Genomic DNA, 13,887 nt, shown 5'->3' on the forward strand with positions numbered 1-13,887 from the left:
TGTCTGAAACACTCCCAAACCGACGGGTGGGAGTGTTTCAGACCAGCTACAAGAGGGAATCCAAAACCTTTCTGTTGCTCAATTGGAGGAGTTGAGCGAGGCGCTGTTGGATTTTGAGACAGTCACAGATTTGACAGTCTGGTTGGCTGAGCATCAGCAATAAACAGGATGCGTGGAAATTAAGAATGAAGAATTAATTCTTCATTCTTAATTTTTCATTCTGACCAACAACCTTCAACTTGCAACAGACATTTGATATCTTCCCAAGGCCAACAAGGGGAAATATTGTTGATAGAAGTGGTACTTCAAATAAAAATGACTGGGAAAACCTGTGCCTGTAAACTCGGTTTCATCCCAACTGCCATCGGGCTGCTGAGTTGACACTAAGTAGTTGACTCCCTTCTCAATGGCATCCATTGCCCAGTTGCCAGTAGCTTCTCCTGCTGCCATTAAACCAATTAAAGCCCAAGCAGTTTGAGATGCAGTACTGATTCCTAGTCCCTTAAGACTGGGATCATCATAACTAAGACAGGTCTCACCCCAGCCACCATTAAGGTTTTGACATTTCACTAGCCAAGCCGCACCCCGTTCGATACTACGTTGGTGGGTGTGAGGCGCTATCTTTGACAAGGCGGAAAGAGCACTACTGGTGCCATAGATATAGTTAACTCCCCAACGACCAAACCAGCTGCCATCGGCTTCCTGTTCCTGAATTAAAAATGCGATCGCCTTTGGCGCGGCTGAGGCCAAAGGCCACGCTTCGCGAACGCCGATCGCTTTCTCCAACGGCTGGGATTCTATGGATAAATTACAGGAACCCAGCATTTCCAGGACCCGTGCGGTCACATCCGCTGTGTTAGGGTCAATCATCGCTTTCAGGTCAGCGTAGGGCAGAGAATTGAGCCAGTGTTGATTATTATTAATATCAAACGCCGCCCAACCCCCTTGGTTACACTGCATTGATGCTATCCAAGCCAAGCCACGAGCTATGGCTGCCTGCTTTAGTTTCTGATTAGGCAGTTTCAAGCTATTCAAGGCCATAATCACCACTGGGGAATCATCTAAATCGGGATAGAAACGGTTTTGAAACTCAAAAGCCCATCCTCCTGGTTTCCCTTGGGGATTCTTGACCACCCAATCCCCATAGTCTAGTATTTGCTGCTGCAACAACCATTCTCCACCCCGAACTAAGGCTGGATGATCCGGTTCTAAACCAGATTCCACCATCGCTCGCAATACCCAAGCTGTATCCCAAACTGGGGAAACACAAGCTTGGACTCGGTAGCTGTCAGGGGTTTCAATAGCAAAGCGATCAATAGCTTCCAGTCCCCGTTGCACGACCGGATCCGCAAGATCATAGTTGAGACAACGCAACGCTAACAGGGAATTCAACATGGCTGGAATAATTCCCCCCCAGTCTCCTGTGGCTTCTTGCCTCTCCAAGACCCATTTTTCTGCTGCTGCCAGTCCCTCCTTCCGGAATGGAACTAAATTCAAGTCTTCTGCTAACTTAAATCCATCATCAAGGAGTACAAATAAATCTGTCCAATCGGAATTGCGAGGTAGCTCAAACTTGGCGTGATCAGCTCCTTCGGTATATAACTCGTCTAGATTGATCCTTGGGTGAATATCAAATACTGGCTTCTGGTCAAAGACTATTAATAAAGGAACTGTACTTCCCCTTGCCCAGCTAGACATTTCATAGATCGTAAAGGGAAACCATTCCGGAAACAACATTATCCAAGGGGGAATTGAGGGAATCCCGCGCCAGCTATAGCAGCCAATCAAGGCTAAATGAAATTTGGTGAAAATCCGGGTTTTGCTGATGCCACCCCGTCTGAGAATAAAATCCCTGGCTCGGACCAAAGCGGAGTCGCTGGCGGGTACGCCTAAAAGGCGGAGTGCCATATAAGCTTCCACCGAACAACTCAAATGCCCACCATCACCATAGAAAAGTTCCCAGCCACCGTGTTTCCGCTGTTGAGAACGCAGATAGGCTTCCGCTTTATGTAAAGGTCGTTGTTTGTCAGTTCCCCAAATTTTATGGAGTAGGATCATCTCCGCCGTTATGGTGACATTCGATTCTAGTTCTGCCCACCAGTAACCATCGGGATATTGCTGAGCGAGTAGATAGCTTTGGCTATTTGCGATCGCTTCTGTAACCCCTGATTCTACAATCCTGTCTTGGGTTTGCATGTTTTACCAAAAAAAATGGGTAATCGCGCCCCGTTCTTCTAGGACGGCTTTTATTTTAATCTCTGACTTGACAGTTTTTACAGAGCGTGTTAGTATAGAATTGTAACAAATAACTCAAAAAAATCAAGATAGACAATATCTTAGAATAAGTAGACAATGTAAAAAACAAGCTAAGAGATAAGCTAGTTGCATAATCCAATCTAAAGATTTGGTCGTCTATGAAAATCTAAGATAAAAAAAAATATTTAAAATAATTGTCTATCTAAATCCTTAATAGTTTAGGTACGGTGGGGCACACCGAAACCTAGGTCATAGACCAAACACGCTCATGGAGAATTGTCCTCTACCTTTCCTGGCTCCGGCCTGGTTAGGCAAGACAGCAAGGCCGTAGGCCACGCTACGCGAACGTTGAAGTGAGAATCCCCATCCTTCAACGGCGGGGAGTGTCAACGTTCTACTTCACACACCACATTCATTGGTTAAGCTATTTTGCTGTTTGTAGTGGATAATTAGCAATAGCTATCAAAACCAATGGATACAATCGGATTAGCAATCACTGTTCTATCCTTAGGGATTTGGATCGGATTACTAGGATTTCGGGGTCAGTTTTGGCGAGCAGACCAACGGCTGGTCATAGAGAAATTCCCTACCAGGTCTCTAGGTCAAGGGGAATCCTTACCCAGGGTTTGTGCTGTAATTCCAGCCCGTAATGAAGCTGAGTTGCTCCCCACGACATTGCGATCGCTTTTAGCTCAAGACTATGCTGGCTGCTTGACGGTGATTGTAGTAGATGACCAAAGCACTGATCAAACAGCCACCATTGCTCAAGCCCTTGCCCAGGAAAGCAACCAATCCTCCGAACGATTTCAACTAGAAGTATTATCCGGTCAAGAGTTACCCCCTGGCTGGACTGGTAAACTCTGGGCCTTAGAACAGGGGATTCGTCATGGGCAGCAGCAAACCCCAGCCCCAGATTATTTTTTATTTACTGATGCTGATATTGAGCATGATCCAGCCAATCTCCGTCAACTGGTTACCAAAGCCGAGATGGAACACTTGGATCTAGTTTCCCTAATGGTGTTGCTCAGATGCCAAGACTTTTGGGAGCGACTACTTATTCCTGCTTTTGTCTTCTTCTTTCAAAAACTGTATCCCTTTGCTTGGGTCAATAACCCCACAAAATCCACTGCGGCTGCGGCTGGAGGATGTATTTTGATTAGCCATCAAGCCTTAAACCGTATCGGTGGGATTGAGGTAGTGCGTCAAGCATTAATCGATGATTGCGCCCTCGCTCAAGCAGTTAAATCCAATCGACTTCTTGCAGAAGTCGGGAACAGGGAACAGGGAACAGGGAACAGTGAACAAGAATTGAGGCAAACAATATCAGAAAAATACTTTTGCCAGAAGTCTAGTAATAAACCCACATCTTCCTCTGGTTCACCCTCTGCCTTTGGTGGAATTTGGTTGGGGCTCAGTCAATCAACTCGCAGCTTACGACCATATGCTTCTTTAGGGAGTATCTGGAATATGATTGCTCGCACGGCTTTTACCCAACTAGAGTATTCCCCATGGCTATTAGTCGGTACGGTGATGGGAATGACCTTAATTTATCTAGTAGCCCCGATTGGTTTGATCGTTAGTGTTTTGACTGGACATTGGCTGAGTGCGATCGCATCTTTTGTGACATGGTTACTGATGGCTTTAGCTTACTTGCCCACACTGCGTCTCTATCAATGTTCTCCTCTGCTGGGATTTTGCTTACCTGGGATCGGGTTGCTCTATACCCTAATGACCATAGATTCAGCATGGCGACATTGGCAAGGAAGGGGGGGTGCTTGGAAAGGAAGGGTTTATTCGGTTGAGGGTTGAGGGTTGGAGGTTGGAGGTTGTTCGCGTAGCGTGGCCAAAGGCCAAGGTTGAAGGTTGGAGGTTGAATGTTGTTGGATGTTGGGGCGTTGCTGAATTAAGGAATGAATAGGAGTGGAGTGGACATCCTACCTGCCCGAAAATATTGATAACGGGCAAGATGCCCGTTCCACCAAGATGCCCGTTCCACCAAGATGCCCATGCCACAAAACTCTTTAATTATTCCATTATTAAGCAAGATGGAGCACCCAAAACAGCATGTATCTTTTAGGTGCGACCCGTGGCAAATTTAATTCGCCAAGGTCAAGCGCACCGGGTGCATCTCATCTTTGTAAAAAACAACAGAAGTGCCCGAAGTGTAGGAAGCCTGGGGATTTTATGGAGGGTGGGTAGTGTAGACAGTGTGATAATTTTATTAGAATTTTTGTCTAATTGCAAAAGTCAGATGCACCCTGAGCGACTGCATCAAGACAAAGAATTAAAGAATTTGATACTGTACGAGAATGTGTAGATGCAGCGTTCAAAAAATATCCTAATGTATGCGCGTAGTGCTATCCCACTATAGCAGTCCTAAATGATTCGTGAAATCTATTGGCCAAAGCAAACGCTATAACCCTTGCCCAGCAAAGATTACCGATTTTTATAATTTTACCAATGATTTAGGATTGCTATAGTATTTTCGTTAATAATGTTGTCATCTCGTTTTGTATGTCGGGTACAGTCTTTGGTAAGGTATTTGTCTCTGTTAAGATATTTCTTGGAGACATATATGTTTGGATATCATCAGAAAATTTAGTTTGATCACGAGACTCATTTGGAGCGTGATTACGAAGAACCCGCGTTGTTGTTTGATAACGCTGATTTTTTACTTTTCTGGATACCATAACTTTACTCCATTCAAAACAATATCAAGTAGTTATCAACTTATTTAAGTATAGCATTTTTTGCTATACTTAAATTCGTACAGAAAAAATATTACTTCAAGTATCATAAAAATAATCTGGGTAAAAAAAATAGCTAACCAGTATAAGGTAATTTTGAAGAAATCCACTGTTCTAGATAAAGTTTTAATGAATTATCTTGAACTTTTAGACAAATGTTATAGTATATTATTAAAGCTTTCTATGGCGATTTTAAATATAATAAGGTAAACAAATTTACTGCTCCCTGCCTCCTGGGAGGGGTTAGGAGTAGGTTCCGACTCCCGATTGCTGACTCTCGACTCCCGACTGAAATGTAAAAAACCTACCCCTGTGATTCCCTGCTCCCTTCTCCCTAACAAACTTTACCTCACTTAATTAAAAAACGCTATAAAAACACTATTATTGCGAGGATAGTTAATTATGGAACTACTTACAGCAAATGAAATTGCCACCTTAGCTTTCACTAAATTTTTAGAAAAAACTGTAGAAAATTTTACAGAAAAAGGACTTGCAATAATAGATGATTTGCGTCATAAAATTGGTAATAATTTTAAAAAAAATAGGGAAGCCAAGGAAGCTATTAATGCTATTGAGCAGGGAGATAAATCACAGTTAGAACGATTGGCTGCGTATTTGAAAGATGCAATGGATAATAATGAGCGCTTTGCTGCTGAAGTACAGAATTTAGCCAAATCAATAAATGCAGAAAAGCTAGAAAAAAACAGTAGTCTGATCCAAAAAAACTACGATAGCAGTACAGGGGTTCAGACTAAGGTTGACAGCGGAGAGGTATTTATTGGAAACAACACTATCTACAAAACTAGCTCTTGACTACAGTCGCCCGATAATGATCGGGTTAAAAAAAATTCTGACAATTTAAGGAAAATACGTAGTGGTGTTAGAAAATTTGTAGGTAGGAATGAAAAGCTTGAAAACCTACACAAAATAATTAAAAAAAAGAAGCAAATTGCTATTGCTTGTGTAACAGGAATGGCTGGAGTAGGTAAAACGGAATTAGCTCTACAATATGCCCTATATCATAAAAATAAATGTACATATACTGGTGGTATTTGTTGGATACAAGTAGGAGAAAGTGATGTAGATCAACAGTTGCTGGATTTTGCGGAGTCTCAGTTAAAGTTCAACTTTCCAGATGATTGGGATTTGACAAAGCGCCTAGACCACTTTTGGTCTTACTGGCCACCACTAGGAGATGTTCTGATTATTTTTGATAATGTAAAAAACTATGAGGAAATTAATAAATGTCTACCACCTCAAGAACAGCGCTTCAAAGTACTGATTACTACTCGTAACCAAAACTTAGCAGAATCCTTAGACCCATTAAGCTTAGAGGTACTAGATGAAGAACCTGCTGTTGAACTATTAACGTCATTTAGAGGAAAATCTCTATCAAAAGATGAAGAAGAAGTTGCTAAAAGTATCTGCGATTGGTTAGGATACTTGCCTTTGGGCTTAGAGTTAGTAGGACGTTTTCTAAAAGTTAAGTCCAAGTTGAAGCTATCTCAATTAATGGATAAATTGCAGGAGCAGCGCTTAGAACATAAAGCATTAAAAAAACGTTCTTGTGAATCCGATCAAGGCTTGTTAGATGCTTTTGAAATAATTTGGAATGAGTTAGATAATTTAGGACAGCAAATCGGAGTTTTTCTTAGTTTATTCGCCTTGGCACCAATTAATTGGGAGCTAGTGATTGAATCTCTAGAGGATGAAAAGGAGAAAGAGGAATGGGATGACGCAAAAGATGAAAAGTTAGTTAGTCTTAGTCTAATTAAAGAAACTGAATCAGATAGCTACCAACTTCACCAACTAGTACGAGAATATTTTCGATATAAACTCAAACAGATGCCTGACGCAGAAATTATCAAAAATAATTTCTGTCAAATAATGGTAGAACAATCAAAGTGTATCTCAGATACAATCGACCAAGAGCGAATTTTTGATACATTAACTAAAAAGCAATTAGAACAAATAGAACCATTAATACCACATCTTGAAGAACTTGCTAGAAATATCAAAAAAAATTCATTTCTAGAAAATTACCTAGAAAATCAAGAGTTGATTTCGCTATTTACTGGTATCGGTAAATTTTATCAAGGAAAAACCTCTCTTGATACAGCAGAATCTTGGTATCAAAAATGTATTCAATTTATTTCTTCAAAAGATCAAGAATATATGAAAGAATATATGACGATTTGTCTAATCAATCTGGGAGATTTATACGAAGCTAATGGCAAATACCAAAAAGCTAAAGAGCTTTATCAGCAAGCCTTAAAACAGACTGAATATTTTATTAAACAAGACAATATACTAAAGGCTAAGGTGGATTTTATTAAAAATAATCCAGTAGGATTATACGAAATTATCGAGCAAAATCAAGAAGCCAAAAATATTTACCAGCAAGCTAAAGACTATCTACTACAAGTGTGTGTCATTCAAAATAATCTAGCAAAGATATACGAAACATTTAGGCAAGATGAAAAAGCCGAAAATTTTTACAAGGAAGTTTTATTTTTGAGAAAAAAACTTCTGGGAGATCAACACCTAGATGTAGCAATTAGTCATAACAATCTGGCTAATATATACTTTTATAAGATGAAATATCAAGAAGCTGAAAAGCATTACAAACAAGCCTTAGAAGGGTATAAACCTAGTCTAGGAAGTGAACACTCCCATGTAGCTACCACTCTTTGTAATCTAGCCGATATGTACTGTATACAGAAGAAATACAAAGAATCTGAAGAGCTTCATCTGCAAGCCTTAAAATTGAGAAAAAGTCTTCTGGGATATCAACACCGCCATGTAGCTATTAGCCTCAAAAAAATTGGATATTTGTACCAAATTCAAGGAAAAATAGAAAAAGCTAGATATTGCCAGCGGTTCGTAGAACTTTATAAACTACTATCGAAAAATGAATGATGAAGAGAGTAGGGACTAATAAATAAGTTAAAAAAAATGTTCATCAAGGATGAAAACACAAAACTCTGAAATAGAGACATTATTTAGCATGACTACATTGAACAACTCTGTGCTACTCTAGATCTGAAAATATCTTGCAATCGATTAAGCTTCTTATTCATTATAGATAATATGATTGAAGTGCCCTTTCTGGTTAAACATTGTTATATTCACCAACGCCACCTGAGTTATTGATTTCCAACGTTGAGATGCACCCTCACCCCATCACCTGATTACTCCATCACCCTACTGGGCAAATTGCTAAGATTTGCGCGATCATAGTCAGTGTTTTCGGTGTGAGTAGTCAACTATCGTTCCCAATGCCCAAACTGACTTGGAGCTTACCCCATGTAACTCCAGCTGCGATCGCTGCAGCCTTTCTACTAACTCCCAATGGTCTTGCCAATGAATCTCAACCAAAGTCAACAACCGCCCAGGAATTATCCATAGCAGTAGAGTTACTTCCCCCCATCTCTGTCGGAGTGATGGAGCAGGTGACACCTGCTTCCCAGTTGTTACCAGGATCACCAATAACAGAATCACCAACAAGTACACAAGGGTTTGAGAATGAACTAACTCCCAATATCGAACCCAATATCGAACAGACAAATGACTCGATGGCTCAGGTGACATCAGTATCCCAGTTATCGGATGTCCAGCCCACAGATTGGGCATTCCAAGCCTTACAATCCATAGTAGAGCGCTACGGTTGTATGGCAGGATATCCTGATGGTACCTATCGTGGCAATCGTCCCCTCAACCGTTATGAGTTTGCTGCTGCTCTCAATGCCTGTTTCGATCAGCTCAGTAAGATAATTCTTGCTCCCAATTTGGCATCGTCCTACTTTAAAGAAGATCTAGAAGCAATCAAGCGTTTGCAATCAGAGTTTACCGTGGAACTAGCTCGACTGCGTGGTAACCTCGATGCTGTCACCGCTCGTACTGCTGAAGTGGAAATTACAGAGTTTTCCACCACCACTAAGCTCAATGGCGAAGTAGACTTTATCCTAATTGACTACTTCACTGATAACAAAGCTGCCCCTTGTTGCAGTAGCCCTAATCAAGACGATAGTCTTACCACTACATTCACAGGTCTTGCCCTATTATCCTTTGATACCAGTTTCACCGGTAAAGACCTGTTACGCACTAGAATCGATACCACCGATGTGCCTGAATTTAATAATCCCCTCGATGGCACAGACATGACTCTCTATGACTTTGAGACAGATACTGACCAGGAGTTTGTCATAACCGAACTATATTACCGATTCCCGATTAGCGATCGCATTCAAGCTCATATTGCTGCAGCAGGTCTGTCAGCCGATGAAATTACAGACCCCCTCAATCCCGTCTCAGCCCTCTCCCGTTTTGGAGTACATAACCCCGTTTATCGCCTAGCTGAAGGTGGTGGCGCTGCTATTCGTTATCAATTTAATGACTCAATTAGAATCAGTGTAGCTTATTTAGGTAGTGCTGCTAGTATCTCTAATCCTACGGAAGGTAATGGACTATTTAATGGTCAATTTGGTGCTTTCACTCAGCTAACCTTAACACCAAATCAGCGTTTAGGGATTGGATTGAATTATGTCCATTACTATTCCCCTGAACCCAACTCAGGAGTTGATGTCACTGGCAGTACTGGCAGTCAATTTTCCCAAGCACCCTTTGGTGATCAAACTGCCACTTCCGCTAATGGGTTTGGCTTACAAGGGAGATATCGACTTAGTCCTGGTTTTGCCCTTGGGGGTTGGCTCAGTTATATCAATGCCAACGCTGAATCCTCTCCTCGCCAAAGTGGTTTGGATGGCTCAAAGGGGGCTAAAGCTGATATCTGGACTTGGGCGATAACCATGGCATTTCCCGATTTAGGCAAAGAAGGTAATGAATTAGGCTTCGTGTTTGGAATGCCCCCTAGACTAGCTGAAAATGATATTAACAGTCGTCAAGATTCGGATGTATCTTACCACTTAGAGACCTTTTATCGCTACCAAATTAATGACAATATATCCATCACTCCCGGTCTATTTGTAATTTTATCTCCAGAACACAACAGTAACAACAATAGTATCGTAGTACCAATGGTGAAAACTAAATTTATTTTTTGATTTGTTGGTTGATTTAGTAATATAGAAATCCTAAATACAGCGTTTTTAATAACTATAAGGTACACAGGATTTTTTCCCGATTCCCGATTCCCTGTTGCCGATTCCCTGTTGCCTATTCCCGATTCCCTGTTGCCGATTCCCGATTCCCGATTCCCGATTCCCGATTCCCGATTCCCTACTCCCTACTCCCTACTCCCTACTCCCTAAATACGTTCACTGCAAAGTACATTGAGCATGATCAGACTGAGCCTGTGTACTATATATAGAGGAAGATTCAAAAACAGGCTGCGTGGAAATTACATTTTTAGGAACTAGCTCCGGAGTCCCAACGCGATCGCGCAATGTGTCCAGTGTAGCGCTGCGCTTACCTCAGCGTGCAGAAGTCTGGCTGTTTGACTGTGGCGAAGGTACTCAGCATCAACTTTTGCGGAGTGACCTGAAAACCAGCCAGATCCGACGAATGTTCATTACCCACCTCCACGGCGACCATATTTTTGGTATGCCAGGTCTGTTGGCAAGCTGTGGCTTAGCAGGAAACATCGACAGGGTTGATATTTATGGACCACCGGGTTTAGATAGTTATCTCCAAGCTTGCCTAAAATACTCTCGCACCCATTTGGCATTCCCCTTCAAGGTTCACACGATAAAACCTGGTTTAGTCTACGAAGACCAGGAATTTAGCGTTAGCTGTCTACCCCTGGAGCATCGTGTACCAGCCTTTGGCTACCGAGTGTGTGAAAAAGACCGACCCGGCAGATTTAATGTAGAAAAAGCGATCGCATTAGGAATTCCGTCTGGTCCTCTTTACGGTAAACTCAAACGGGGAGAAACGATTACCCTACCTAATGGGCGTAAGATTCAGGGTATTGACTTGTGTGGAGTACCCGAAACTGGTCGTAAAGTGGTTTATTGTACCGATACTATCTTCTGTGAGCAGGCTATTGAACTAGCAAAGGATGGAGATGTGTTAATTCACGAAGCCACTTTTGCCCATCAAGACGCTCAGATGGCTATTGAGCGCTTACATTCTACGTCTACCATGGCAGCTCAAGTTGCCCTTGGTGCAGGAGTCAAACAGCTAATTATGACCCATTTCAGTCCTCGTTATGCTCCAGGAAACCCCCTGAGGTTAGATGATTTGCTTCTTGAAGCACGGGCAATTTTCCCAAATACCATCTTAGCCCATGATTTCTTCACCTATGAAGTGCCTAGACGACGTTCAGAAGAAAAAGAAGTGGTTTGTTGAGTAGACTTCTTTCAGAAGTCGGGAACAGGGAACAGCGGATCACCGGAACAGCGGATCACCGGAACAGGGAACAGTGGACAAGAATTGACCCAAACACTATCAGAAAAATACTTTTGCAACAGGTCTAGTGTTACCTGTTAAGTTGAATCTTGACTATTGAGTTGAATCTTGAGTGTTGAGTGTTAACCTCCAAACCTTATAACCTTATAACCTCCAAACCTTATAACCTTGGGCAATAGGCCACGCCTGCGCGTTCAACCTCCTAACCTTTAACCTTCAAACCTTCTTACCTTCAATTACATTCCTCCACCTGAGAAACACGTCGGATATTCAACACATCGCTCATTTGTTGGATTTTGCCGAAGCTGCGCTTGAGTTGTTGGTGATTGAGAATATCAATACACAGGTCAATTAGAGCTGGTCTGCCATACTGAGTTTTGACTTGAGCTTTACGGACATTAATGTTTTGGTCACTTAAGCGAGAGAGAATGTCTTTGAAGACACCAACCCGGTCAATGACTTCAATTTGCACATTCACCGGGTAGGTTTGGGGACGCCCATCATCGATATCAGTGGGATTCCAGCTGACCGGTACTAGTCTTTCTCCTAAAACATTTTCCACATTCACACATCCTTGCCGATGAATGGAAATACCCTTAGTGCGAGTGACCACCCCAATGATAGATTCTCCTGGTAAGGGATTACAACATGCAGCAAGGCGATACAGTAGTCCTTCTACACCAGCAATAGGATGTTTCTTACTAGGAAGTTGGGATTGGAGATGAATGGGGGTAGAGCTAGTATACTGTTGGAGCACTTCACTTTCTTCTGGCTCATTGTCTAAACCAGCGTGTAGTTGTTCCCGTAGTCGTTTCACTACAAAGTTGAGTGTCACTGCACCGTGACCCAGACCAGCCAGTAAATCCTCTACTTTATGGTAGTTACAGCGCTCCGCCACAATCTGCATTGGTGCTGATTTGAGCAAAGCTTCAAATCCTTTTTTCCCAAGTTCCTTCTCTAATAGTTCCCGACCCCGAGCCACATTTTCTTCCCGATGCGATCGCTTAAACCATTGCCGAATACGATTTCTGGCACTGGCTGTTACCACAAAGTTGAGCCAATCTAGACTAGGGTGAGCGTTTTTGGTGGTAAGAATTTCTACGATATCCCCATTCTTTAGAGGACAATCGAGTACCCGCCACTCACCATTAACTCGTACACCAGCACAATGGTTTCCGACCTCGGTATGAATCCGATAGGCGAAGTCTACGGCAGTTGCCCCCCGACTCAAAGCGACTACGTCACCATCTGGTGTAAATACATAGACATCTTCATCAAATAAGTTATCTTTGATGTTTTCCATGTATTCCTGAGCATCTTTCAGGTCTTTCTGCCATTCCAATAACTGCCGCAGCCAAGTCAGCTTTTCATCATCAGCCGTGAATTTTGTAGTATGAGAGCCACCAGTTTCCTTATACTTCCAGTGAGCAGCAATACCCCATTCCGCCACATGGTGCATTTCCAGGGTGCGAATTTGGACTTCGATCGGGCGACCATTAAACCCAATCACTCCGGTATGGAGGGATTGATAGCGATTGGGTTTGGGTAAACCAATATAATCTTTAAACCGACCTGGAATTGGTCTGAACAGATCATGAACAACGGCTAAGGCTCGGTAGCATTCCTCTTTGCTTTCCACAATCACCCGCATGGCAGCAATATCATAAATTTCATGAAACCCCTTGTTCTGGCGCTGCATTTTCTGATATATTCCATAGAGGTGCTTGGGGCGACTACTAATATCAACGCAATGAACACCGGTTTTATTAATCTGCCCTCGCAAAAGTTCTGAGACTTCCTTCAGCCGCTGTTCCCGGTCTGAGCGTCTTTCTGATACCAATGACTGAATTTCCCGATAAGCATTTGTTTCGAGATACTTAAAGGCTAAATCTTCTAATTCCCATTTAAAGCGACCAATTCCTAACCGATTGGCTAGGGGTGCAAAGATATCTCGGGTTTCTTGGGCAATTTGAGCCTGTTTTTCTGGCTTCAAGTATTCCAAGGTCCGCATATTATGTAATCGATCTGCCAGTTTGACAACGATTACCCTGATATCTGCTGCCATGGCGAGGAACATCCGGCGGAAGTTCTCCGCTTGACGCTCAGTTTTACTGGAAAAGTTGAATTTAGATAGTTTGGTTACCCCTTCTACTAAATTTCGTACCTCGACTCCGAACCGGGATTCTATTTCTTCTGGAGTAATTTCCGTATCTTCAACTACATCATGGAGGAATCCAGCCGCTATCATAGTAGAGTTGCCTCCCAAATCCCTTAATAAATCAGCCACTGCAATAGGATGGGCAATGTAAGGCTCTCCTGATTTGCGGTACTGGCCTTCATGGAGTTGGTAAGCAAATTTAAATGCCTCAGCAATTAACAAAGTATGATCACCGACTGGTTCATCTGCTGCTGATGAGGCTGCTCTTAGGGAATCTTGCAGCCAGTCAGGGATATTGACGTTAAAATTCAGAATAGAGTAGGTGGCGATCGCGTCCATAATTATTTATTTGCCCCA

10 protein-coding genes and 1 pseudogene are annotated in these 13,887 nt (G+C 42.4%); 8 read left to right on the forward strand and 3 right to left on the reverse strand.

Going from position 1 to position 13,887, the window contains the following annotated elements:
• Positions 1-40: 40 nt before the first annotated feature.
• Positions 41-163: pseudogene (locus tag F6K52_RS20500) on the forward strand (DUF4351 domain-containing protein); the annotation flags it as partial.
• Positions 164-234: 71 nt separating this feature from the next.
• Here the strand turns inward: F6K52_RS20500 and shc are convergent.
• Positions 235-2,196 carry a squalene--hopene cyclase gene (gene shc / locus F6K52_RS20505; protein WP_293081758.1) on the reverse strand — a complete coding sequence of 654 codons (1,962 nt, stop codon included), beginning with the start codon at positions 2,194-2,196 and terminating at the stop codon, positions 235-237.
• 531 nt (positions 2,197-2,727) lie between these two features.
• Between shc and F6K52_RS20510 the strand changes: the two genes are divergently transcribed.
• Positions 2,728-4,065 carry a glycosyltransferase gene (locus F6K52_RS20510; protein WP_293081761.1) on the forward strand — a complete coding sequence of 446 codons (1,338 nt, stop codon included), beginning with the start codon at positions 2,728-2,730 and terminating at the stop codon, positions 4,063-4,065.
• A gap of 94 nt (positions 4,066-4,159) precedes the next feature.
• Here F6K52_RS20510 and F6K52_RS20515 read toward each other — a convergent pair whose 3' ends face one another.
• Positions 4,160-4,300 carry a hypothetical protein gene (locus F6K52_RS20515; RefSeq protein ID WP_293081764.1) on the reverse strand — a complete coding sequence of 47 codons (141 nt, stop codon included), beginning with the start codon at positions 4,298-4,300 and terminating at the stop codon, positions 4,160-4,162.
• A 42-nt stretch (positions 4,301-4,342) separates the two neighbouring features.
• Between F6K52_RS20515 and F6K52_RS20520 the strand changes: the two genes are divergently transcribed.
• From F6K52_RS20520 to F6K52_RS20545, 6 genes are all read left to right on the forward strand, one after another.
• Positions 4,343-4,573: a hypothetical protein gene (locus tag F6K52_RS20520; protein ID WP_293081767.1), complete on the forward strand. Its 231-nt coding sequence runs from the start codon at positions 4,343-4,345 to the stop codon at positions 4,571-4,573.
• 832 nt (positions 4,574-5,405) lie between these two features.
• A complete protein-coding gene (locus F6K52_RS20525) occupies positions 5,406-5,816 on the forward strand; it encodes a hypothetical protein (RefSeq protein WP_293081769.1) in 411 nt (136 codons plus the stop codon).
• Positions 5,817-5,870: 54 nt separating this feature from the next.
• Positions 5,871-7,922: a tetratricopeptide repeat protein gene (locus F6K52_RS20530; RefSeq protein ID WP_293081782.1), complete on the forward strand. Its 2,052-nt coding sequence runs from the start codon at positions 5,871-5,873 to the stop codon at positions 7,920-7,922.
• Between the two features lie 359 nt (positions 7,923-8,281).
• Positions 8,282-10,066, forward strand: coding sequence for an iron uptake porin (locus tag F6K52_RS20535; RefSeq protein WP_293081772.1), 1,785 nt, complete (start codon positions 8,282-8,284; stop codon positions 10,064-10,066).
• Between the two features lie 289 nt (positions 10,067-10,355).
• Positions 10,356-11,312, forward strand: a complete 957-nt coding sequence (locus F6K52_RS20540) for a ribonuclease Z (RefSeq protein WP_293081775.1) — start codon at positions 10,356-10,358, stop codon at positions 11,310-11,312.
• On the forward strand, positions 11,309-11,440 hold the full coding sequence (locus F6K52_RS20545) for a hypothetical protein (protein ID WP_293081777.1): 132 nt from the start codon (positions 11,309-11,311) through the stop codon (positions 11,438-11,440). Before F6K52_RS20540 ends, F6K52_RS20545 begins: the two co-directional genes overlap by 4 nt.
• A 164-nt stretch (positions 11,441-11,604) precedes the next feature.
• On the opposite strand, the gene F6K52_RS20550 is transcribed toward F6K52_RS20545, so the two are convergent.
• Positions 11,605-13,869 carry a bifunctional (p)ppGpp synthetase/guanosine-3',5'-bis(diphosphate) 3'-pyrophosphohydrolase gene (locus tag F6K52_RS20550; RefSeq protein ID WP_293081779.1) on the reverse strand — a complete coding sequence of 755 codons (2,265 nt, stop codon included), beginning with the start codon at positions 13,867-13,869 and terminating at the stop codon, positions 11,605-11,607.
• Between the last annotated feature and the right edge of the window lie 18 nt (positions 13,870-13,887).

The organism is Moorena sp. SIO3H5 (assembly GCF_010692395.1).
In the GTDB taxonomy this organism is placed as follows: Bacteria; Cyanobacteriota; Cyanobacteriia; order Cyanobacteriales; family Coleofasciculaceae; genus Moorena.